At 69.0% G+C, this 22,732-nt stretch carries 21 protein-coding genes and 1 tRNA gene; 15 read left to right on the top strand and 7 right to left on the bottom strand.

From position 1 onward, the window contains the following. Positions 1-4: 4 nt before the first annotated feature. The 14 genes from rsmH (at position 5) to VGI12_13430 (ending at position 18,248) form a co-directional block, all read left to right on the top strand. Entirely contained in the window at positions 5-889 is an 885-nt protein-coding gene (gene rsmH, locus VGI12_13495) for a 16S rRNA (cytosine(1402)-N(4))-methyltransferase RsmH (protein ID HEY2433683.1), read from the top strand. Next, a complete protein-coding gene (gene ftsL, locus VGI12_13490; GenBank protein HEY2433682.1) occupies positions 886-1,278 on the top strand; it encodes a cell division protein FtsL in 393 nt (130 codons plus the stop codon). The genes rsmH and ftsL overlap by 4 nt, the downstream gene beginning before the upstream one ends. 6 nt (positions 1,279-1,284) lie before the next feature. After that, positions 1,285-3,438 carry a penicillin-binding protein gene (locus VGI12_13485; protein ID HEY2433681.1) on the top strand — a complete coding sequence of 718 codons (2,154 nt, stop codon included), beginning with the start codon at positions 1,285-1,287 and terminating at the stop codon, positions 3,436-3,438. Continuing rightward, positions 3,435-4,946: a UDP-N-acetylmuramoyl-L-alanyl-D-glutamate--2,6-diaminopimelate ligase gene (locus tag VGI12_13480; protein ID HEY2433680.1), complete on the top strand. Its 1,512-nt coding sequence runs from the start codon at positions 3,435-3,437 to the stop codon at positions 4,944-4,946. The genes VGI12_13485 and VGI12_13480 overlap by 4 nt, the downstream gene beginning before the upstream one ends. Positions 4,947-4,949: 3 nt before the next feature. Then, entirely contained in the window at positions 4,950-6,365 is a 1,416-nt protein-coding gene (murF, locus tag VGI12_13475; protein ID HEY2433679.1) for a UDP-N-acetylmuramoyl-tripeptide--D-alanyl-D-alanine ligase, read from the top strand. Beyond that, positions 6,365-7,453, top strand: coding sequence for a phospho-N-acetylmuramoyl-pentapeptide-transferase (mraY, locus tag VGI12_13470; protein HEY2433678.1), 1,089 nt, complete (start codon positions 6,365-6,367; stop codon positions 7,451-7,453). The genes murF and mraY overlap by 1 nt, the downstream gene beginning before the upstream one ends. After that, on the top strand, positions 7,450-8,835 hold the full coding sequence (murD, locus tag VGI12_13465) for a UDP-N-acetylmuramoyl-L-alanine--D-glutamate ligase (GenBank protein HEY2433677.1): 1,386 nt from the start codon (positions 7,450-7,452) through the stop codon (positions 8,833-8,835). Before mraY ends, murD begins: the two co-directional genes overlap by 4 nt. Before the next feature lie 218 nt (positions 8,836-9,053). Further along, on the top strand, positions 9,054-10,214 hold the full coding sequence (gene ftsW / locus VGI12_13460) for a putative lipid II flippase FtsW (protein ID HEY2433676.1): 1,161 nt from the start codon (positions 9,054-9,056) through the stop codon (positions 10,212-10,214). Then, on the top strand, positions 10,214-11,332 hold the full coding sequence (gene murG, locus VGI12_13455) for an undecaprenyldiphospho-muramoylpentapeptide beta-N-acetylglucosaminyltransferase (protein ID HEY2433675.1): 1,119 nt from the start codon (positions 10,214-10,216) through the stop codon (positions 11,330-11,332). Before ftsW ends, murG begins: the two co-directional genes overlap by 1 nt. Continuing rightward, positions 11,326-12,714: a UDP-N-acetylmuramate--L-alanine ligase gene (gene murC, locus VGI12_13450; GenBank protein HEY2433674.1), complete on the top strand. Its 1,389-nt coding sequence runs from the start codon at positions 11,326-11,328 to the stop codon at positions 12,712-12,714. Before murG ends, murC begins: the two co-directional genes overlap by 7 nt. Further along, the gene (locus VGI12_13445; protein ID HEY2433673.1) at positions 12,701-13,531 is read left to right on the top strand and encodes an FtsQ-type POTRA domain-containing protein; all 831 of its coding nucleotides are present in this window, start codon (positions 12,701-12,703) and stop codon (positions 13,529-13,531) included. The genes murC and VGI12_13445 overlap by 14 nt, the downstream gene beginning before the upstream one ends. Positions 13,532-13,563: 32 nt before the next feature. Further along, the gene (gene ftsA, locus VGI12_13440) at positions 13,564-14,799 is read left to right on the top strand and encodes a cell division protein FtsA (protein ID HEY2433672.1); all 1,236 of its coding nucleotides are present in this window, start codon (positions 13,564-13,566) and stop codon (positions 14,797-14,799) included. A gap of 11 nt (positions 14,800-14,810) precedes the next feature. Further along, positions 14,811-16,061 carry a cell division protein FtsZ gene (gene ftsZ / locus VGI12_13435; protein HEY2433671.1) on the top strand — a complete coding sequence of 417 codons (1,251 nt, stop codon included), beginning with the start codon at positions 14,811-14,813 and terminating at the stop codon, positions 16,059-16,061. Positions 16,062-16,502: 441 nt separating this feature from the next. Then, complete coding sequence (locus VGI12_13430; GenBank protein ID HEY2433670.1) at positions 16,503-18,248, top strand: radical SAM protein; 1,746 nt, start codon at positions 16,503-16,505, stop codon at positions 18,246-18,248. 52 nt (positions 18,249-18,300) lie between these two features. Here the strand turns inward: VGI12_13430 and VGI12_13425 are convergent, their stop codons facing one another. Both VGI12_13425 and acpS read right to left on the bottom strand, forming a co-directional pair. Further along, the gene (locus VGI12_13425; protein HEY2433669.1) at positions 18,301-18,591 is read right to left on the bottom strand and encodes a hypothetical protein; all 291 of its coding nucleotides are present in this window, start codon (positions 18,589-18,591) and stop codon (positions 18,301-18,303) included. 237 nt (positions 18,592-18,828) lie between these two features. After that, the gene (acpS, locus tag VGI12_13420) at positions 18,829-19,233 is read right to left on the bottom strand and encodes a holo-ACP synthase (protein HEY2433668.1); all 405 of its coding nucleotides are present in this window, start codon (positions 19,231-19,233) and stop codon (positions 18,829-18,831) included. A 106-nt stretch (positions 19,234-19,339) separates the two neighbouring features. Between acpS and pgeF the strand changes: the two genes are divergently transcribed. After that, on the top strand, positions 19,340-19,996 hold the full coding sequence (gene pgeF, locus VGI12_13415) for a peptidoglycan editing factor PgeF (protein HEY2433667.1): 657 nt from the start codon (positions 19,340-19,342) through the stop codon (positions 19,994-19,996). A 22-nt stretch (positions 19,997-20,018) separates the two neighbouring features. Here pgeF and VGI12_13410 read toward each other — a convergent pair whose 3' ends face one another. The 5 genes from VGI12_13410 to VGI12_13390 all read right to left on the bottom strand — a co-directional run. Next, on the bottom strand, positions 20,019-20,579 hold the full coding sequence (locus VGI12_13410; GenBank protein HEY2433666.1) for a GNAT family N-acetyltransferase: 561 nt from the start codon (positions 20,577-20,579) through the stop codon (positions 20,019-20,021). Positions 20,580-20,632: 53 nt separating this feature from the next. Then, positions 20,633-21,358 (bottom strand): C4-type zinc ribbon domain-containing protein, encoded by a 726-nt coding sequence (locus tag VGI12_13405; protein HEY2433665.1) that lies wholly within the window; start codon positions 21,356-21,358, stop codon positions 20,633-20,635. A gap of 36 nt (positions 21,359-21,394) precedes the next feature. Next, positions 21,395-21,467: transfer RNA gene (locus VGI12_13400), tRNA-Ile, on the bottom strand. A 70-nt stretch (positions 21,468-21,537) separates the two neighbouring features. Further along, the gene (locus VGI12_13395; GenBank protein ID HEY2433664.1) at positions 21,538-22,296 is read right to left on the bottom strand and encodes a DUF1698 domain-containing protein; all 759 of its coding nucleotides are present in this window, start codon (positions 22,294-22,296) and stop codon (positions 21,538-21,540) included. Between the two features lie 21 nt (positions 22,297-22,317). Continuing rightward, a partial coding sequence (locus VGI12_13390; protein ID HEY2433663.1) for a sigma-70 family RNA polymerase sigma factor occupies positions 22,318-22,732 on the bottom strand: 415 nt, incomplete at its 5' end.

The raw sequence follows: 22,732 nt of genomic DNA, 5'->3' as shown, positions 1-22,732 counted from the left end.
ACGAATGTCGACACATGAGCCGGTGATGGTCTCCGAGGTGGTCGAGCTGCTCGACGCGAGCCGCGGCGGCCTGTTTCTCGACTGCACCGTCGGACTTGGCGGCCACAGCCGCGCACTGCTCGAGGCGGGCGCGTCACAGGTGATCGGCCTCGACCGCGACGAGTCGGCGCTGGCGATCGCGCGCGAGCGGCTGGCGGACTACGGAAATCGCGTCGCATTGGCCCACGCCGACTTCCGTGAATTCGATCGCGTGCTCGACGCGCGGGGCGTCGAGGGCGTCGCCGGCGCGCTGGCGGATCTCGGCGTGTCGTCGCTGCAGCTCGACGCGGAGGGGCGTGGTTTCAGCTTCCGGCGCGACGAGCCGCTGGACATGCGGATGGATCGGAGCCAGGGACCGAGCGTCGCCGATCTGCTGCGCGACGCCGAGGAGACCACGCTCGCAGACGTCATCTTCCGCTTCGGCGAGGAGCGCCATTCGCGACGGGTGGCGCGCGCCATCGTCGCGGCGCGCCGCGAGGCGGCCATCGACACCACCGGCCGGCTGGCGGCGGTCGTCCGCCGCGCCGTGCCGCATCGCGGCTATCAGCGGATCGATCCGGCGACGCGCACCTTCCAGGCGCTGCGCATCTGGGTCAACCGCGAGCTCGACGGGCTGGACGCCTTTCTCGAGACGGCGGCACGCCGGCTGCTGGCCAACGCGCGGCTGGCGGTGATCACCTTCCACTCGCTCGAAGACCGCATCGTCAAGCACACCTTCCGGGCGATGGAGAAGGCGGATGCGGGCCTGCGCATCCTGACCAAGCGGCCGATGGTGCCCTCCGACGGCGAAGTGGCGCGCAATGGCCGCTCGCGCAGCGCCAAGCTGCGCGCGATTGAGAGGCTGGCATGAGCGGACTGGACTTCGAGTACGCGATCAAGAAGGACATTCGCAACAACCCGATCGTGCGCGAGGTGGACGAGGCGCGCCAGCGGCAGCTCTGGCAGACCACCGGGATCGGGCTGTTCCTCGTCGTCGTGCTGCTCTTTTCGGCGTGGCAGCATTTCGAGCTGCTGCGCCACGGCTACCAGATCGAGCGGATGCAGCAGGAGCGCGCCGCCGAGGAAGACATCAACCGGCATCTGCGGCTGGAAATCGAGACGCTCCGCGCGCCGCGGCGCATCGAAAAGATCGCCATCGAGCAGCTTCACCTCGTCCCCCCGTCCCGCGGCCAGGCCATCGTCATCGAACGGGTGACGCAGGCCGCGCCGCCCGAGAAGTCGATCGTCGCCTCGCGATAGCACGGCATGGCTCTGTCGCGCGCTTCGTTGCAGTCCCGTCTCGGGTCGCTCCTGCGCCCGGGCGGCGTTGCGCCGTGGCGCTGGGGTCGAAGCCGGGCGGCCGCCGCCGCACCCGTGTCGGATCGGCACGACGCGGCCTCGCGGCCGCCGAGCCCCTGGCGGCAGACCGTTCGCTCCCGGCTGCTGGTCAGCGCCGGCTTCCTTGCGTGCTGGACGGCCGGCATCGAAGCGCGGCTCGTCTACCTCCAGGTGATCGATCACACCGAGCTGCTGGCGCGCGCCGACAAGCAGCAGATGCGCACGCTCAATCCGGCCGCGAAGCGCGGCGAGATCTTCGATCGCCACGGCCGGGTGCTGGCCTACAGCGTCGACGCCGACTCGATCGCCGCCGATCCGTCCGATATCGACGACGCCGACGCGGTGGGCGCCGAGCTGTGCCACGCGCTCGACGACTGCACGGCGGATCGGCGGGCGCAGATCGTCCGCAGCCTCTCGACCAGGAAATCGTTCGTCTACATCGCACGTCAGGTCTCGCCGGAGGAGGCACGGCGGGTGAAGGGGCTGGCGCTGCCCGGCATCACCCTCTTCAAGGAGAGCCGCCGCTATTACCCCAACAGCGACCTGGCGGCGCACGTGATCGGCTACGTCGGGCTCGACAACGTCGGACTCGGCGGCATCGAATCCGCCTACGACGCGCAGATTCGCGGCAACAGCGGCAAGGTGCTGATCCAGACCGACAACAAGCGCCGCGCGCTGTTCAGCCGGGTCGAGCGTCCGGCGACGGCCGGCGCCGGCATCGAGCTGACGCTGGACGAGTACCTGCAGCACGTGGCGGAACGGGAGCTGCGCGCCGGCGTCGAGCAAAACCACGCGCAGGGCGGCAGCGCGATCGTCATGGATCCGCACACCGGCGAGATCCTGGCGCTCGCCAACTGGCCGACCTTCAACCCGAACACGTTCAATCGGGCCGACGACGACGAGAAGCGCAACCGCGCCATCCAGACGCTCTACGAGCCGGGGTCGACGTTCAAGATCGTGACCGCGTCGGCGGCGCTCGAGCAGCACGTCATCACCCCCGACACGCTCATCGACACCAACCCGGGGTCGATCACCTTCCCAGGCCGCAAGCCGATCTATGACACGCACAAGTACGGCGTGATCGATTTCACCGACGTGATCGTCAAGTCGAGCAACGTCGGGGCGATCAAGGTCGGCCTGAAGGTCGGGCCGCAGGCGCTGACCGACTACGTCAGCCGCTTCGGTTTTGGACAGACGCTCGGCCCGGACTTCAAGGGGGAGACCGCCGGGATCGTCTGGAGCGCCGATCGTCTCGATCAGAGCGCGCTCGCCTCCGTGTCGATGGGCTACCAGGTCGGCGTCACCGCGCTCCAGATGGTGACGGCGGTCAGCTCGATCGCCAACGGCGGCCACCTGATCCAGCCGCGCGTCGTGCGCGCGTTCATCAAGGACGGTCGCCGCGTCGAGGTACCTCACCGCGAGATGCGGAAGACGATCGAGCCGGATACGGCGGCGACGCTGACGACGATCATGGAGCAGGTCGTCGAACGCGGTACCGCACGCGCGGCGCAGATCGAGGGCTACACCATCGCCGGCAAGACCGGCACCGCCGCCAAGCTGGTCAAGGGTCACTATCAGAAATCCGACTACAACGCGTCGTTCGTCGGATTCATTCCGTCGCGCAATCCGGCGGTGACGATCCTGGTCGTGATCGACTCGCCGCATGGCAACGGCTACACCGGCGGCGCGGTGTCGGCACCGGTCTTCAAGCGGATTGCGGAAGCGGCCCTGACCTATCTTGGCGTCGGCCCGAACCTCAACGCGCCGCCGCCGGTGCTGGTGGCGCGCCGCGACCTGCGCGAAGCCGATCCCGAAGCGGAACCGCAGCCGGCTGTAGCGATGACCGCGACCGGCCTGCCCGCCGCGATCCCGGCCGTGCAGCCCGGCCTGATGCCGGATCTGCGCGGGCAGAGCGCGCGCGAAGCACTGCGCGCGCTGTCGCGCATCGGACTGGCAGCGCGGATGTCAGGCGACGGCTTGGTGGTCGATCAGCGGCCGGCGGCCGGCGCCGTGCTCGTCGCCGGCGAGGCCTGCACGTTGACCCTCGGGCGGCGCGCGCCCGCCCCCGGAGTGCGGCCGTGACGCTGCGAGAACTGTTCGCCGCGATGACGTTCAACCCGGACGCCGGCGCTCGAGGGCTGGACGACCGCGTCTCGGCGATTGCCTACGATTCGAGGCAGGCGACCCCCGGTTCAGTGTTCTTCGCGTTGCGCGGCGTCAACGCCGACGGGGCGAGGTTCGTCCCGCAGGCGCTCGCCAACGGCGCCGTCGCGGTCATTGCCGAAACCGCGCCGCCGGCCGGCATCGCGGTTCCCTGGGTGCAGGTCGCGAACGCGCGCGCCGCGATGGCGGAAGCGGCGGCGGCCTTCCAGCGTCATCCGAGCGACGAGCTCGCCCTCGTCGGGATCACCGGCACCAACGGCAAGACGACCACCTCGTACGTGCTCGCGTCGATCTTCGAGGCGGCCGGCGTGCGCTGCGGCCGCGTCGGGACGATCGGCTATACCGTTGGCGGCCGCGACGTCGACGCTTCGCGCACCACTCCCGAGTCTCCCGACCTGCAGCGGATGCTGCGCGACATGGTCGACCAGGGCATCGGCGCCTGTGCCATGGAAGTGTCGTCGCACGCGCTGGCGCTGCGCCGCGTCGACAGCCTGCGGTTCGCGGCCGGTGTCTTCACCAACCTGACCCGCGACCATCTCGACTTCCACGGCGACATGGAGTCGTACTTCGTCGCCAAGCGGCGGCTCTTCGAGATCCTGCCCGACGGCGCGGTCGGCATCATCAACGCCGACGACCGGCGCGGCGCCGAACTGGTCGCCGCGGCGCGGCGGCCGGTCACCTACGCCATCGACGCCGCCGCCGACGTCCGGCCTGGGCCGCTGTCGTTTTCGCTCGAGGGGCTCGCGTTCGAGGTGCGCACGCCGCGCGGCACGTTCCACGTGAAGTCGGCGCTGGTCGGCCGTCCCAATGCTTACAACGTCCTCGCCGCCGCGGCCGCCGCGATGGCGCTGGATCTGCCGTTTTCGGCGATCGAGTCCGGCATCACGCGCCTCGAGCACGTGCCCGGACGCTTTCAGGTCGTCTCGGGTCAGGGCGACGACGTCCGCGTCATCGTCGACTACGCGCACACCGACGACGCGCTGAAGAACCTGCTGGAAACGGCGCGGCCGCTCGCCACCGGACGGCTCGTCACGGTATTCGGCTGCGGCGGCGATCGCGATCGGACCAAGCGTCCGCTGATGGGGGCGGTCGCCGCGCGGCTGAGCGACCTCGTGGTCGTCACCTCCGACAACCCCCGCGGCGAAGATCCGGCGCGCATCATCGAGGAGATCCAGCGCGGCATCGTCACACCGGCGGATCGCACCGGCGTCAAGGGACCGAAGGGCACCCCGTCAATCGCCATCGTCGATCGCCGCGAGGCGGTCGAGCGGGCCATCAAGGACGCCCGCGCCGGCGATCTGGTGCTGATTGCCGGCAAGGGACACGAGAAATACCAGGTGATCGGCGACAAGACGCTGTCGTTCGACGACGTAGAAGTCGCGCGGGCCGCGCTCACTCGCCGCCGCAGCGGCTCGAGGGTGTCGTAACGGGTGGCCGGCCTCGTCCTCACCGCCGCGCAGATTGCGTCCGTCTCGGGCGGACAGGTGATCGCGGGCGATCCGCAGGCGCGGATTGCGGGATGGTCGATCGATTCGCGGGCGCTGTCAGCGGGCGACGTGTTCGTGGCAATCCGGGGCGATCGCTTCGATGGCCATGACTTTGTCGCCGCCGCGCTGGCGGCCGGCGCCGCCGGCGTCGTCGTGGCGCGGCCGCCGCAGGCGCCGCCCGGCGGACAGCGACCGGGCGCGGCGCCGTTCGTCATCCAGGTGGATGACACGACGCGTGCGCTGCAGGACGCGGCCCGCGAGGTGCGCCGGCGTTCGGGAACGACAGTGGTGGCGATCACCGGCAGCGCCGGCAAGACGACGACGAAGGAGCTCACCGCGGAATGCCTCGCGGCGCGCTTCACGGTGTTTCGCAACAGGGGCAATTTGAACAATCACATCGGGCTGCCGCTGTCGCTGCTGGAGCTGGCGGCGCGGCCCGAGATGGCGGTGGTCGAGCTGGGCATGAATCACGCGGGAGAAATCCGAACGCTGGTCGGCATCGCCGAGCCCGACGTCCGCGTGTGGACCAACGTCGGAGACGCGCATCTCGGGTTCTTTGCCTCGGCCGACGCGATCGCCGACGCCAAGGCGGAGATCCTCGAGCAGGCGCGCCGCACCGACCTGCTGGTGGCCGGTGCCGACGATGCACGGATTCGCGCGCGCGCCGGCGGGTTTTCGGGCAGGACTGTGACCTTCGGTTTATCGGACCAAGCCGACGTCCACGCCAGCCTCGTCGATCACCGCGGTCTCGACGGCATGGCCGCGACGGTGACCACGCCGCGCGGCCGCGCCCGGATGGAGACGCCGCTGCTCGGAACGGCCAATCTGCTCAATCTGCTCGCCGCGACCGCCGTCGCGACCGAGCTCGGCGTCCCGATCGAGGCGGTGGCGCAGCGGGCGGCGCGGCTGCGGCCGGCCGCGCACCGTGGCGAGCTGATTCGACTGCCCGGCGGCGTCACGCTCATCGACGACTCCTACAACTCGAGTCCGGCGGCGCTCAAGCGCGCCCTGGAGACGGTCCGCAACGCGACCGGCAGCGCGCGCAAGGTGGCGATCCTCGGGGAGATGCTCGAGCTCGGCGACCACGCGATCCGCCTGCACGAAGAGTGCGGCTGGGCGGCGGCGGAATCGGGCCTCGATCTGCTGATCGCCGTCGGCGGCGCGCCCGCGCAGCGCCTGGCCGACGCGGCCCGTACCGGCGGCTTGCCCCCATCGGCGGTCCTGCACGCGCCGACCAGCGACGAGGCGGCGGAGCTGGCGCAGCGGAAGGTCCGGCCCGGCGATCTGGTGCTCGTCAAGGGCTCGCGCGGAATCCGCACCGACGTCATCGTCGAGCGCCTGAAGGTGGAGTTCGCCTGATGCTCTACCACCTGCTCTATCCGCTGCACGGCGCCGCTCCCGTGCTGAACGTGTTCCGCTACATCACGTTCCGCACGGCCGGCGCCAGCGTGACGGCGCTGCTGCTCAGCATCGTCCTGGGTCCGATCGTGATCCGTCGACTGCGCGATTTTCAGATCGGCCAGGTGATCCGCCAGGACGGTCCGCAGACGCACCGCGCCAAGGCGGGGACGCCGACCATGGGCGGCCTGTTGATCCTTGCCTCGGCGCTCATTCCGACGCTGCTCTGGGCCAACCTGACCAACCCCAACATCTGGATCGCCGTGATCGCGACGAGCGCCTTCGGCGGCGTGGGGTTCGCCGACGATTACCTGAAGATCGTGCGCCGCTCGCATCACGGCCTGTGGCCCCGCTACAAGATGCTGTGGCAGGTGGTGATCGGCCTCGGCGTCGGGCTGGCACTGCTCGCGATGACCCGGTTCGATCTCTACAACACACACCTGGTTTTTCCGTTCTTCAAGCGCTGGATTCCGGATCTCGGCTGGATCTACGTCCTTTTCGCGATGTTCGTGTGCGTGAGCTGGACGAACGCGGTGAACCTGACCGACGGGCTCGACGGCCTGGCGATCAGCGTGTTCGGCGTGGCCGCGGCGGCGCTGACCGCGCTCGCCTACGTCAGCGGACACCGCGTCTTCGCCGAGTACCTGCAGCTGCCGACGGTGTCGCCGCTCATCGGCGAGCTGACGATCTTCTGCGGCGCGCTGGTCGGCGCGAGCCTTGGCTTCCTCTGGTACAACTCGTACCCGGCCGACATCTTCATGGGAGACGTCGGATCGCTGGCGCTCGGCGGCGCGCTCGGCACCGTGGCGCTGCTCATCAAGCAGGAATTCGTGCTGGTGATCGTCGGCGGCATCTTCGTGGTCGAAGCGGCCTCGGTCGTGATCCAGGTCTCGTCGTTCAAGCTCACCGGCAAGCGCGTCTTCCGCATGGCGCCCCTGCATCATCATTTTGAACTGATTGGCTGGAGCGAGCCGAAGGTCATCGCGCGCTTCGTGATCGCGGCGATCGTCTTCGCGCTGTTCAGCCTGACGACCCTGAAACTGCGATGACCAGGCCAGCCTTTTCCGTCGCGGGCAAGAACGTCGTCGTGATCGGCGCGGCGCGGAGCGGTATCGCGGCGGCAGTCCTGCTGGCGCGGCGCGGCGCCGTGGTCACGCTGACCGACGTTCGTCCCGAGATCGATGCCGAGCCCGAGCTGCGCGCGGCCGGGGTCACGCTCGAGCTCGGCGGCCACCGCCGCGACACGCTGCTCGCCGCCGATTTGATCGTGCTCAGCCCAGGAGTGCCGCCTGCGCAGCCGGCGATTGCCGAAGCCCGCGCCGCCGGCGTCGCGGTGATGGGTGAACTCGAACTCGCCTCGCGCTGGCTGCGCGGACGGATCATCGCGATCACCGGCACGAAAGGGAAGTCGACGACCACGACGCTCGCCGGGCGGATGCTCGAGGCCGGCGGCCACCGCGTGCTGGTCGGCGGCAACATCGGCCATGCGCTGAGCGCGCAGGTGGAGCAGTCGACCGAGGACACGATCCACGTCATCGAGGCGAGCAGCTTCCAGCTCGAGAGCGCCGACACGTTCCATCCCTGGATCGCGGTGCTCCTGAACTTCTCGCCCGATCACCTCGATCGCCACGCCGACATCGCGGAGTACGCCGCGGCGAAGGCGCGGGTCTTCGCCAACCAGACGGCCTCGGACTGGGCGGTGCTGAATTCCGACGACGAGGGGTCGCGGGCCCTGGCGCAGGACGCGCGGTCGCAGCCGCTGCTGTTCGCGGTCGAGCGCGCGCTCGCCGAGGGCGTGGTCGTCGCCAAGGACGCCATCGTCCGGCGCCGCCGCGGCGGCGCCGACCAGGTGCTGGTGCCGCTGTCGGCGGTGCGGCTGCTCGGCCGGCATCTGCTGGCCGACGTGCTCGCGGCCGCGGCGGTGGCGTCGATCGCCGGCGTCGACCCGCAAGCGATGACGCGCGCGGTCGAGGGCTTCACCGGGCTCGAGCACGCGCTCGAGCCGGTCCGCGAGATCGCCGGCGTGACGTTCGTCAACGATTCCAAGGCCACGAACATCGAGTCGGCGCTGCGCGCGATTCAGAGCTTCGGCAAAGGGCTGTTCGTGATCCTGGGCGGCCGATTCAAGGGCGGGGACTTCGCCGATCTGCGCGACGCGCTCATCGAGCGTCAGGCGGTCGTCCTGGCGATGGGAGAGGCCAAGCCGTTGATCCACGCGGCGCTGGCGTCGGCCCTGCGGATTCACAGCGTCGAGGACTTGTCCGACGCCGTGCGCACCGCCTTCGTCCTGGCGGCCCCGGGTGAGACGGTGCTCCTCGCCCCGGGGTGTTCCAGCTTCGACATGTTCAAGGACTACGCCGAACGCGGGCGGACGTTCAAACAGGAGGTCGGGAGGCTCGCCGGCGAATGGAGCCGGACGGCCAAGCAGTAGTCGGCGCGAACGCATGGAACGAGCGGGGCGAGGAGGCCCCGCGGGCGATAGACGAGCGTTGAGCAGTCATCAGACCGGTCGAGGCGGAGAAGAGCTGACCGCTGGGAACGCAGGCTGCCCCGGTCTGCGAGGTCGGTGTCTTCCCCCGACGGCCGGCTGATGACTGCTGAACGCTCGCCGGATAATTTCGGGCCCGAAGAGGCGCAACTTTAGATCCTATGGCGCGGAAACTCAAATCCGACAAGCTGCTGTTCACCGCGACCCTGGTGCTGGTCTGCGTCAGCCTGGTCATGGTCTACAGCGCCTCGGCCGTCATCGGGATGGAGCAGTACCACCAGCGCCCGGCCTATTTCCTGTTCAAGCAGATGACGTTTGCGCTGGTCGGCCTGGCGCTCATGCCGATCCTGATGCGGGTCGATTACCGGACCTACCGCCAGCCGGGCTTCATCTGGACGGCGCTCGGCATGCTCGTCCTCGGCCTGGTGGCGGTCGTCGCGCTGGGTCCGCGTATCAACGGCGCGCGGCGCTGGGTCGGGGTGGCCGGCATCGGCATCCAGCCGTCGGAATTCGCGAAGCTGGTCGTCATCTTCTTCGTCGCGGCGATCCTCGAACGGCGGATGGATCGGATCGACGACCTGAAATACTCGCTGCTCCCGGTCGGCCTCGCCGTCGGCGTGATCGTCGGCCTGATCATGCTCGAGCCCGACCTGGGCACCGCGCTCTCGATTCTCCTCATCGTCGCCGCGATGGTGTTCGCGGCCGGCATCCACTACCGCTACATCTTCGGCCTGGCGCTGCTGGCGCTGCCGGCCGCCTACGCCGTTCTGATGAGCGCCGACTATCGCCGCCGCCGGATGATGGTGTTCCTCAATCCCTGGGAGGACCCGCTCGGCGACGGCTTCCAGGTGATCCAGTCGCTCATCGCGGTCGGCACCGGCGGCGTGTTCGGCCGCGGGCTGATGAACGGCGTGCAGAAGCTGTTCTACCTGCCGTATCCGCACACCGATTTCATCTACTCGGTGATCGGGGAGGAGCTGGGGCTGACGGGGGCGACCGTGATCCTCGCCTGCTTCTGCGTCATCGCCTGGCGCGGCCTGCGGACGGCGATGCGCGCGCCCGATCGCTTCGGCGCGTTCGTCGCGCTCGGGGTCACCGCGATGATCACCGTGCAGGCGTTCTTCAACATCAGCGTGACGCTGGGGCTGCTGCCGACCAAGGGCATTCCGCTGCCCTTCGTCAGCTTCGGCGGCTCGTCGCTGCTGGTCAGCCTGATCGCGATGGGGATTCTGCTCAACGTGTCGCAGCATGCATCGGCATCGCACGTGGTCACGACGGTGCTGGAGCCGCTGCCCGGCATGCCGGCGACGGCGGATGCGTGATGGCGGGACGCCGTGTCGTGATTGCCGGCGGGGGAACCGGCGGCCATCTGTATCCGGGGATTGCGATCGCGCGCGAGCTGCTGGAGCGCGATCCGCAGGCGACGGTGAGCTTCGCCGGCACGGCGCGCGGCATCGAGTCGCGGGTGATTCCGCTCGAGGGGTTCGCGCTCGATCTGCTGCGCAGCGCCGGGCTGAAGGGAAACTCGGGGCTGGCGGTGCTGCGCGGGTTGGCGCTGCTGCCGCTCAGCGCGATGGACGCCTGGCGGATTCTGTCGCGGCGGCAGCCGCAGGTGGTGATCGGGGTCGGCGGCTACAGTTCCGGGCCGGTGGTGCTGCTTGCGGCGCTGCGCCGCATTCCGACCCTGCTGGCCGAGCAGAACGCGGTGCCGGGGCTGACCAACCGCCTGCTCTCCTGGGTGGTCAGCGCGGCGGCGGTGTCGTTCGAGTCGACGGTGTCCTACTTCGGAAGGAGGGGCTTTGTCGCAGGCAACCCGGTACGGCGCGAGTTCTTCGAACCTTCGGACGGCGAGCCACGCAGGTTGGAGCCAGGAAAGGCACGGGTCCTAGTCTTTGGCGGCTCCCAGGGCGCGCACGCGATCAACCTGGCCATGGTGGCGGCGGCGCCGCGGCTGGCAGCCGATGGCGGCGTGGAGGTCACGCATCAGACAGGAGAGCGCGATGTGGAGCTGGTCCGGAACGCCTATCGCGACGCGGGGCTTCCGGCCAGGGTGGAACCGTTCCTCTACGCCATGCACCGGGAAATGACGGAGGCCGACGTGATCGTCGCGCGCGCCGGCGCGACGACGATCGCAGAGCTGACGGCGGCCGGCCGCGCGGCGATTCTCGTGCCGCTGCCGACCGCGACCGACGATCACCAGAAGAAGAATGCCGAGGTGCTGGCGCGCGCCGGCGCCGCGGAGGTGATCGAGCAGCAGGATCTGACCGGTCCCGGATTGGCCGAGCGGCTGCTGGCGTTGACGCACGACCCGGAAGGGCGGGCCCGGATCGCCGCCGCGGCGCGCCGGTTCGCGCGCCCCGACGCCGCGCGCACGATCGTCGATCGGGCGCTGGCGCTGTGCCGCGGCTCCGGCGGCCGAAGCGAGGCGGACGCATGCTAGGCCGGACGCGCCGCATCCATTTCGTCGGGGTCGGCGGCATCGGCATGAGCGGGATCGCCGAGCTGCTGGCAAACCTCGGCTACGAGGTCAGCGGATCGGACGCAAAGAACTCCGAGATCACCGACCGCCTGGCGCATCTCGGCGTGCGCATCGCCAAGGGACACGCCGCCGCCAATGTCGGGCGCGCCGACGTGGTGGTGGTGTCGTCGGCGATCCAGCCGGGCAATCCCGAGGTCGAGGAGGCGTCGCGGCGGGGCATTCCAGTGATCCCCCGCGCCGAGATGCTCGCCGAGCTGATGCGCCTGCGCTACGGGATCGCCGTCGCCGGCGCGCATGGCAAGACGACGACCACCTCGATGGTGGCGGTGGTGCTCGAACGGGCGGGGCTGGACCCGACAGCGGTCATCGGCGGCCGCCTGAGCGCCTTCGGCAGCAATGCCCGCCTCGGCAAAGGGGAATACATGGTCGTCGAGGCGGACGAGAGCGACCGATCGTTCCTGAAGCTGACGCCGTCGATTGCGGTGATGACCAATATCGATCGCGAGCACATGGAGAGCTACGGCACGTGGGAGGCGCTGCAGCAGGCGTTCGTCGACTTCGCCAACCGGGTGCCGTTCTACGGATCGGTCGTCGCCTGCGTGGACGACGCGGCGGTCGCTGCGCTGCTGCCGCGGCTCGTGCGGCGCGTGATCACCTACGGGTTCGGCGGGAGCGGCGCCGCGATCCACGGCGACGAGATGGCGTTCGAGGCGTTCGGATCGCACTGCCGGGTCGTGAGCCGCACCGACGCCGGTGAAACCGTACTGGGCACACTGCGGCTGCGCGTACCCGGCCGGCACAACCTGCTCAACGCGCTCGCCGCGGTTGCGGTCGGGCTCGAGATCGGCATTACGTTTCCGCAGATCGCCGCCGGCCTCACCGCGTTCGGCGGCGCCGACCGGCGCTTCCAGCTGCGCGGCGAGGTGCGAGGCGTGATGGTGGTCGACGACTACGGCCACCATCCCACCGAGATTGCCGCGGTGATCGCAGCGGCGCGCGCCGGGCTCGACCGGCGCGTGGTGGTGGTGTTCCAGCCGCATCGTTATACGCGGACGCGCGACCTGCTGCAGGAGTTCGGGACTGCGCTCTCCGCCGCCGACGAGATCGTGCTGACCGATGTCTATCCCGCCGGGGAGACGCCGATCGCCGGCGCCACCGCCGAAGCGGTGGAAGCCGAGGTCCGTAAGAGCGGCCGGCCGGTGCGCCTGGTGAAATCGCTCGCCGACGTGCCTGCCGCGATCGCCCAGGTGGCGCGCCCCAACGACCTGGTGATCACGCTCGGCGCGGGTTCGATTGGCACTGCCCCCGATCGCATTCTGGAGGCGCTCGATGCCAGGGGTTAAGGCGGTACCCGAGAAGAACTTCCGTCGCGCCCGGGTGCGTCCCGGCAGCCGGCGTGCCGGCGGCTGGGGGGCGGCGGGGTGGCGCGCCGGCCGCTGGACGATCGCGATGCTGGCGGTCCTCTACGCGGCTTACCGGGGCGGCGCGCTCGTGCTGCAAGCCTCGGGTCTGCAGGTGCGCCGGATCAGCGTGCACGGCAACGTCCGGCTGTCGAGCGGGGAAGTCGCCGCGATTGTCGACGGGCTGCGCGGCACCAACATCCTGACCGCCGATCTGCCGGCCTTCCGGCGGCGGCTGCTGGAGTCGCCGTGGGTCGCCGACGTCGCGCTGCGCCGCGTGCTGCCGTCGACCGTCGAAGTGTTCGTGTCGGAGCGGCGGCCGATGGGGCTGTGCCGTCTCGGCAGCACGCTCTACCTCGTCGATCCGCGCGGCACGGTGATCGACGAGTTCGGGCCGCAGTACTCGGAATTCGATCTGCCGATCATCGACGGGCTCGTCGCGCCGCCGGGCAATGGCCAGCCGACGATCGACGACGGACGGGCCGATCTGGCGGCGCGCGTCATCGATGCCCTGGCGCCGCGCAAGGACCTGGCGCGGCGCGTCTCGCAGATCGACGTCCACGATGCGCACGACGCGGTCGTCCTGCTCGACCACGACACCGCGATGCTCCACCTGGGCGAGGACCGGTTTCTCGAGCGCCTGCAGTCGTACGTGGAGCTGGCGCCGGCCCTGCGGCAGCGCGTGCCCGACATCGATTACGTGGACATGCGGTTCGACGAACGGGTTTACGTCCGGCCCACGGATGAGAAGAAGCGGTAGGGTGGGCCTTCAGGCCCGCCGGGGAGACAAACGTGGCTCGTAAAGAACGCTACCTGGTCGGACTCGACGTCGGTACGTCGAAGATCGCCGCGATCGTCGGCGAGATGACCGACGACGGCGGCCTCGACATCATCGGGCTCGGGCTTGCCGACTCGAAGGGGATCCGGCGCGGCGTCGTGGTCAACCTCGAGGCGGCGGTGGAATCGATCAAGAAGGCCATCGACGAGGCCGAACTGACCGCCGGCGTCGAGATCGATTCCGTCCACCTCGGACTGTCCGGGGCGCACGTCAAGGCGTTCAACAGCCGGGGCGTCGTCGCGGTGGCTGGAAAGAACCGCGAGATCACCCGCGAGGACGTCCGCCGCGCGATCGACGCCGCCAAGGCGGTGGCGCTGCCGAGCGGCCGCGAGATCCTGCACGTGCTGCCGCAGGACTTCGTCGTCGACGAGCAGGACGGCATCGGCGCGCCGGTCGGCATGACCGGGACCCGGCTCGAGGTCAACGTGCACATCGTGACCGGCAGCGCCTCGTCGACGCAGAACATCGTGGCCTGCGTCAACCGCGCCGGCGTCGCGGTGCTGGACAGCGTGCTCGAGCAGCTCGCGGCGAGCGAGGCGGTGCTCACCGACGACGAGAAACAGCTCGGGGTCGCGGTGGTCGACGTCGGTGGCGGGACCACCGATTTCGCGATCTTCGAACGCGGCAGTATCTGGCACACCGGGGTGGTGGCGATCGGAGGCGATCACTTCACGAACGACATCGCGGTCGGACTGCGCACGCCGATCCCCGACGCCGAGCGAATCAAGCGGCGCTGCGGCTGCGCGCTGTCGGCGATGGTCGACGAGGACGAGACGATGGACGTGCCGAGCGTCGGCGGCCGCAAGCCGCGGGTGATGGCGCGGCGGATCCTCTCGGAGATCCTGCAGCCGCGCGCCGAAGAGATCTTCCACCTCTTGTGGGACGAGATCCGCAAGGCCGGCTTCGAGAAGTCGCTGAATTCCGGGATCGTGCTGACCGGCGGCGGGGCGATGCTCGACGGCATGGCGGAGATCGCCGAACAGATCTTCGACCTGCCGATCCGGCGCGGCGTGCCGGCCGGGGTCGGCGGCCTCGCCGATCACGTCAACAGCCCGGCCTTCGCGACCGCGGTCGGCCTGGTGATGTACGCACACAGGAATCACGTCGGTGAAGTCGCGCGTCCGGTCGGAGCCGGCGCATTCGGACGCGTGGCCGGACGGCTGCGCGGCTTGTTCAAGGAATTTTTCTGAGGGAGGACCTGATGGTCGACAAGGACGGGCTGCGGCTGAAGCTCGACGAGGAGGGACGCACGGGCGCCCGCATCAAAGTGGTCGGCGTGGGGGGCGGCGGCAGCAACGCCGTCAACCGCATGGTGCAGTCTGGGCTCGACGGCGTCGAGTTCATCATCGCCAACACCGACCTGCAGGCGCTCAAACTGAACAGCGCGCCGAACAAGATCCAGATCGGCGGCAAGCTGACCAAAGGACTCGGCGCCGGCGCCGATCCCAACGTCGGGCGCCAGGCGGCGCTCGAAGACACCGACAAGCTGATCGAGTCGCTCGACGGCGCCGACATGGTGTTCGTGACCACCGGCCTCGGCGGCGGCACCGGCACCGGCGCGGCGCCGGTGATCGCCAGCCTCGCCAGCGAGCTCGGCGCGTTGACGATCGCGGTCGTCACCAAGCCGTTCAAGTTCGAAGGCCGCAAGCGCCAGACGCAAGCCGAACGCGGGCTGGAGGAGCTGCGCGACTGCGTCGACACGGTCATCACCATCCCGAACGAGCGCCTGCTCGCGACGATCGCGCGGACGACATCGCTGACCGACGCGTTCACGACGGCCGACGACGTGCTGCGGCAGGCGATTCAGGGGATCTCCGATCTGATCCTGGTGCCGGGGCTGATCAACCTCGACTTCGCCGATGTCAAGACCATCATGGCGGGCATGGGCATCGCGATCATGGGCACCGGCACCGGCGAAGGAGAGGATCGGGCGCTGCACGCCGCCAACAACGCGATCTCGAGCCCGCTGCTCGAAGACGCCTCGGTCAAGGGGGCGCGTGGCGTGATCATCAACGTCACCGGCGGCTCGGACCTCTCGCTCGTCGAGGTCAGCGAGGCGTCGGCGATCATCCAGGAAGCGGCGCATGAAGACGCCAACATCATCTTCGGGGCCGTCGTCGATCCGAAGATGGAGGGCAGGGTGAAGATCACGGTGATCGCGACCGGTTTCGATCGCGCCGCGGTCGAGAAGCAGACGACGGCGGCGGCCGGGGTGACGCCGGTCGACCTCCAGCAGTACAGCGCCTGGCAGCAGACCGAAAAGGTGGCAGCGGTGGGCGGTGGTGGCGGGGCGCGGATCACGGTATCGCGGCGTCCGGTGCTGGAGATGCCCGTGATGGTGGCGTCGGCGGCCGCGGCCGATCCGTCGGTCGATACGTTCAGCCCGGGAGCCGAGTTCGAACCGGTGTCGCCGCTCGACGTGCCGGCGTTCCTGCGTCGCCAGAACGAATAGAAGGGCACGAAGGACGGCGAAGGGCACGAAGGACGGCGAAGGGCACGAAGAACGGCGAAGGGCACGAAGGAGCGGCGGGCGCCGGTTGCGGGTTTCGGACTGCGATGTGTCAACGGACGGGCGTCTCTGGTTGATCGTCCAACCCGGCTCGATCGACTGCGGCCTCGATGGACGGGCAGGGGGAGACATCCTCGAGTTCCGTCATGGCCTGGATCCCGCCGGACCCGTGATCGCTCGCTGCGACCGCTCGCGTCTCGACGCCGATGTGAGCGGGACCCCCTCCGGCCGCCTTGGGTCGACGCACGTGGTACACTAGGTAAATCCACGGCACGCGTGAGCGGCGCCGCCGCAGGGCTGTTTCTCGCACGACCGTTCGCATCATCGTTCACCGCGTTCACCTTTAGCCGCGTTCACCTGACGTTCACCCGCAGCTGATCCTTTATGCCGGCCCGCGCTCGAGCGGAGCGCCATCGCGACGTGCTCGCGCAGGAAGTCGGCTACGTCCGCAAGCCGCACGGCGGGCGGCTGCGCGTTGCGCTCGCGTTTCCCAACACCTACTTCGTCGGAATGTCCAACCTGGGCTTCCAGACGGTCTACCGGCTCTTCAACGAGCTGGACGACGTCGTTTGCGAACGCGTGTGCCTGCCGGGGCGCCAGGAACTGGCCGGCCAGCTCAATTCCGGTCAGCCGCTCCGCACGATCGAATCCGACACGCCGGTTCGTGATTTCGACGTCCTCGCCTTCTCGGTCTCCTTCGAGTGGGACTACACCAACGTCGTCTCGATGCTCCGCCTGGCCGGCATCCCGGTCCGCGCCGGGGCGCGCACCGCGCACGATCCGCTGGTCGTGATCGGCGGCGCGGTGACGTTCGTCAATCCCGAACCGCTCGCCCTCTTCGCCGACCTGATCGCCGCCGGTGAGGGTGAAGAGCTCATCCCGCCGCTGATCGCCGCGATCCGCGAAGCCTCCGATCGCGACGATCTCCTGCAGCGGCTCACGGCCGCGCGCGGCTTCTACGTCCCGTCGTTCTACGACGTCGACTACGGCGACGATGGGACGATCGCCGCGTTTCGCGCGAAACCCGGCACTGGTGCGCCGGCCGTGGTGAAGAAGGCGGCCGTGAAGAGCACCGATCGCCTCGACCCGCCGTCGACCCAGATCTTCACGCCCGACACCGAATTCGGCTCGCGTTTCCTGATCGAGGTCGTGCGCGGCTGCGCGAACCTGTGCCGGTTCTGCTGGGCCGGCTACAACTACCTGCCGGTGCGCGCCTTTCCGGCCGACCGCATCCTCGATCTCGCGCGTGCGGCGCGCGCGCACTCCAACCGCGCCGGCCTGGTGTCGATCGCCCTCTGCGACCATCCCGAGATCGAGCGCATCCTTCTGGGACTGATCGACATGGGCTACTCGATCTCCCCGGCGTCGCTCCGCCTCGACGACCTCACCCCGTCGATCGTCAGCCTGCTGCACCAGAGCGGCGAGCGGTCGATCACGATTGCGCCCGAGACCGGCTCGGATCGTCTGCGCCGCGTGATCAACAAGACGGTCACCAACGCGGAGATTGTCGAGAAAGCCGATCTCATCTTCGCCAACGGGATGGAGAACCTGAAGCTCTATTACATGATCGGCCTCCCGACGGAGAACGACGACGACCTCACCAGCATCCGCGATCTCACCGTGCAGCTGCGCGACGCGATGCTGCGCCACGCCCGCCCCAAAGGCCGACTTGGCCGGATCGTCGCCAGCGTGAACCCGCTGATTCCCAAGCCGGGGACGGCCTACCAGTGGCTGCCGATGGAAGATCCGGCACTGACCGATCGCAAGGGAAAGCGCCTGCGCTCGCTGGTCGCCGATCTCGACAACGTCTACTTCAACATCAAGTCAGAGCGGCACTCCTACTACCAGGCGCTGCTCTCGCTGGGCGATCGACGCGTGGCGCCGGCAATCGAAGCGGCGGAACGCAACGGCGGTAACTGGCGTGCTGCCGTCGCCGAGACCGGCGTCGACGCCGACTTCTTTATTTTTCGCGACCGCTCCGCCGATGCCGTCCTGCCGTGGGACATCATCGACGGCGGCATGAAGAGCCAGTTCTTCCGCGCCGAGTTCGACAAGGGCCTGCGCGAAGAGTGGACCCTGCCGCCGAAACGCTCCGCCGAGAACCGCAAGTTCCTGCCAGTCCTGCCGTGATCGTCACCGCGCCTTCGGGCGTCGGCCCACGCGACGGACAACGGGCAACGCCCTAGGCGACGGCCGTGCCGATCTGCTCCTCGTAGGCCGCGAGAATCGCGTCGCGCAGCTTCGTGTGGGCGGTGCTGTCGGCAATCGGGCGCAGCAGCGCGAACGAGCGGCGTTCGCCGTTGACCGAGAACGCGCGCGCCGGGAACGTGACGTTCCGCCCGTCTCCGCTTTTTCGTTCCCAGACGGCGAAGCCGACGAGCTTCAAGCCGTCGAGCAGGCCTTCGCTGAAGTGCACCTCGGCATCGGCCAGCTTGCCGGGAGGGTTGTTCCTGTCGTTGGCTACGAATTTCACGGTCATATTGCATCCAGTGGACTCTCGTCCACGGACCCCTTGCACGCCCGACGGCGGGAACCACGGCCCGCCCGGCTGACGCGACTCACTCGCCGGCGTCTGCCGCCAGGAGTTCGCCTGGACCGTGGCAAGCAGCGCACCGGCCGCGCCGTCGCGCGACGGTTCTCTCAAGCCGTTGACGCCCGGAGAGTTACTCGCCGGCGCGAAGGGCGTGCCGACCGGCGGCGGCGCCGCGCGTCATGAAGCGTTGCCGGTGGCGGGCTCGTCGTCAAACAGCAGCACCTGCGCCATGGCCAGGGCGTCGGAATGCGTGATGGTGAGCAGCGATCGACGTCCATGCATCGCTTCGAAGCGGCGCAGCGCGCCGCCACTCAGGCGCAGGCGTGGCGGGCCGCCAAAACGGAGGACCTCGATGTCTTTCCAGAGCACGCCGCGGGAGTGGCCGGTGCCGAGCGCCTTCATCGCGGCCTCTTTCGAGGCGAAACGGCCAGCCAGGCTGGGAACGGGATCGCGCTGCCGCATACAATAGGCAATCTCCGCCTCGGTGAAGAGGCGGCTGAGGAAGCGGTCGCCGTACCGCGTGAACACTTCCCGCACGCGCGGAATGTCGGTCGCGTCGAAGCCCAGTCCGATAATGGCCATCGATCCCCAGCCTACCGGCGCCTTCGAGTGGACGCAAGAACCCTGGGGTCGTGCCCTGCGCTGTCGGCGATTGCCCGCCAGGCATCTCTTCAGCTCGCGCGATCTGATGCTTCGAGACGACGCGCGGGAGTGGGCGGAGGTGGCAGCGTCGCTCGGCCTATCGGCCCGGCGGCTGCTGCTGATCACGCAAGTGCACGGCAGCACCGTGGCGATCGCCCGCCGAGGCAGTGTCGCCGATTGGAAGCGGCCCGAGGCCGACGCGATCGTCACCGACGACCCTGACGTCGGCATCGGCGTACGCACCGCGGACTGCACGCCGGTTCTCATCCACGACCCTTCGCGCCACGTCTGCGGAGCGGCGCACGCGGGCTGGCGCGGAACGGCGGCCAACGTCGTCGGCGCCACCGTCGAGGCCCTGCACCGTGAATTCGGTTCGGATCCGCGGCACCTCGTGGCCGCGATCGGCCCGTGTCTGGGGGCCTGCTGCGGCGAAGTCGGGCCGGACGTGGTGGCAGCGTTCCGGAGCGGGGGCGCCGAAGACGCGACGCTCGATGCGTGGTTCACGGCCGGAGAGGGCGATCGATCGTTTCTCGATCTCGAGCGCGCCAACCGCGACCAGCTGGCGCGCGCCGGTGTGCCGGCGGAGGCGATCTTCGCTTCCGGCCTGTGCACGAAGACGCATCACGCGCGCCTGCATTCCTACCGCGCGGCGCGCGAAACGGCCGGCCGGATGCTCGCCGCCATTCGGATCGCCGCGCCGTGACGCCCGGCAGGCCCGCCGATCGTCACAAGCGCTTGATCGCGGTCAACGCGGCGACGCGATACCCCATGCGCCGCTGATAGAAATCGCCGGCGCGCGTGTTCGCGGCGAGATATTCCAGCGAAGCGAAGGTCGCGCCGTTGCGGCGTCCCCAGTCTTCCGCGGCCTGCAGCAGCGTCGCGCCGACTCCCTGGCTCTGGCACGACGGGCTGATCGCGATCTCCACGACGTGGCAGTAGGTGATGTCGCGGTGCATGGGATCCGGCGATCGATCGAGACGAACGTCGACGAACCCGACGACGTGGTTGTCGATCACGGCCACCAGAGTCGTGGCTGTCACGCCCGGCAGGTGCTGCTGCCCCGCGCGGTAGCGTGCCGCGATCGTCGGGGCGTCGGGAATCGCGTAGCGTTCGGGATCCAGCCGGGCGTGATGATCGGCGCTCTCCAGGAACGTCCGGGCGATGGCGTCGGCGTCTTCCGGAACGGCCGGCCGGATCGTCATCGGCGGGCGGTCCTCAGGTCCGCGCTCGGCTTCGTCCATGCCGAGGTCCGACAGCCGGTCGTTCACGCTGTGGTTCCCGTTCATCTGTTTCGACGATCAGCAGCGAGTCGCGTGCAGTCGGTGCCGCTCGTTCGCGTTTACGACGCCTGGGAGGCCGCCGCGGGCACGAAGTAGAGGATCCGCTGACAGCTGTCGCACTGAATGATGCCGTCGTTACGGCGGACCTCGTTGAACATCTGCGGCCGCAGGCGGACGTGGCAGATGGTGCAGATGCCGTCCTTCGCTTCCGCGACGGAGATGCCCTGCCGCTTGGCGGAGGCGATGTCGTAGATGGCGAGCACGCGCCGGTCGATGGCGGCGACGATCGCCGCGCGCCCGGCGCCAAGCCCGTCGAGTGCCGCCTGCACCGCCGCGTGTTCCTCGTGCATCGTCTTGCGGTCGGCGGCGATGGTCTTCTGCTCGGCGGCGAGCTGGGCTTCGGAGGTCTTGATGGTCGCGGCGAGGTCGTCGGCTTCGACCATCCGCTCGAGCATGCTGTCTTCGTGTTTCTTGATCTCTCCCTGGGCGTGGGAGATTTCGTGCTGGATGGCGTGGTATTCCTGGTTGGTCTTCACCGCCATCGCCTGATCGCGGTATTTCGAGAGGCGTCCCTGGTGGACGGCGACCTCTTTGTCGATCGCGCGGCGGGCTTCCTGGTTCTCGGCGAGCCTGGCCTTGGCCTCGTCGATGCGTTGTCGTGCGGCCTCGAGGCGTTCGTCGAAGGCTTTTTCGCGGTCGGGGCCTTCCGCCAGTTTCTTCCGCGCCGCGCTGGCCTCGCTGTCGAGGCGTTGCAGCGCGATGACTCGTTCCAAATCCACGTGCATCGGTGTGTGCATTCTACATGCGGCGGGCAGAGAAGGTGGGCCCACCAGGATTCGAACCTGGAACAGGCCGGTTATGAGCCGGCGGCTCTAACCGTTGAGCTATGGGCCCAACCCATCGTACCGCAATTCCCTGTCCGCACGTCCCGTTTGACGCCTCGCGCGAGCAGGCCGTCTCCGTGTCAGGTTCCCACGCCGGGCGGCGTCTTCCAGGCGTGGAACACGGCACGGTCCTGGCGGAACGCCAGTCCCCACGCGTTCTTGCCGCGCGCGCGGTGCCAGGTCGCGCGCGCCGCCCGGTAGAGCGCCGATCGCCTCGGTGTGATCGTTTCGACGTGCGCGAACCCGACGCGCTTCAGCATCCCCACCATCGCCGCCTCGTTGGGGGCGAACCAGTTGGTCGGATCGCGATTGAGCTCGTCGTTTGGATAGAACGCCAGCGCCGGCCGGGAAATCCCGACCATGTCGACAACGGTCTCGAGAATGAGCTGTGATGCCGTGACCGCCGCGACGCGCTCGAGGGCGCCGAGCGGGTCGGGCACGTGATAGAGCACCCCGAGGAACAGCACGAGGTCAAACGTTCCGAGCGCTCCCGGCGACAGCTGCATGACATCGACGTCGGCGTCTTCGACCTTCGACGACAAGGCTTCCTTCGCCAGCCGGAATCCCGCTTTCCCGTCGCCGGTGCCCCACCCGACGCCGTGCCAGGAGTAGTAGTCGGCCGCGACGACACGGCTGGCGCCCCGGCGCTCGGCTTCGAACGAGAAGAATCCGTCCCACGCGCCGATGTCGAGCACGCTCTGTCCGGCAAGCGACGCCGGCAGCCCGATGCGCGCGAGCCGCACCGGTGTGTCGTCTGTGCCCGGCGTGATCACGCCGTTGCCGAGATCGATCGTGTGATACCAGCGGGTCCCTGCGACGCGAGCCCGAAGATCGAGCATGCGTTCCTTCGTCGCTCCTTCCTAGGTCCTTCCCTCCAGGAAGGCTTTCAGCTTGCGGCTGCGCGACGGGTGGCGCAGCTTGCGCAGCGCCTTGGCTTCGATCTGGCGGATGCGCTCGCGGGTGACGGCGAAGTTCTGGCCGACCTCCTCGAGCGTGTGCTCCGAGCCGTCGCCGACACCGAAGCGCATCTTGATGACCTTCTCTTCGCGCGGCGTCAGGGTCTTCAGCACCTGATCGGTCTGTTCTTTCAGGTTCAGGTTGATCACCGCATCCGACGGGGAGACGACCTGGCGGTCTTCGATGAAGTCGCCAAGATGCGAATCTTCCTCCTCGCCGATCGGCGTCTCGAGCGAGATCGGCTCCTGCGCGATCTTCAGGACCTTGCGGACCTTGCTGACCGGGATGTCCATCCGCTGCGCGATCTCTTCCGAGGTG

It is taken from the genome of Vicinamibacterales bacterium, from assembly GCA_036496585.1.
GTDB lineage: Bacteria > Acidobacteriota > Vicinamibacteria > Vicinamibacterales > 2-12-FULL-66-21 > JAICSD01.
Note: the sequence above shows the minus strand (reverse complement) of the source record. Positions and strands in the feature narration are given on the sequence as shown.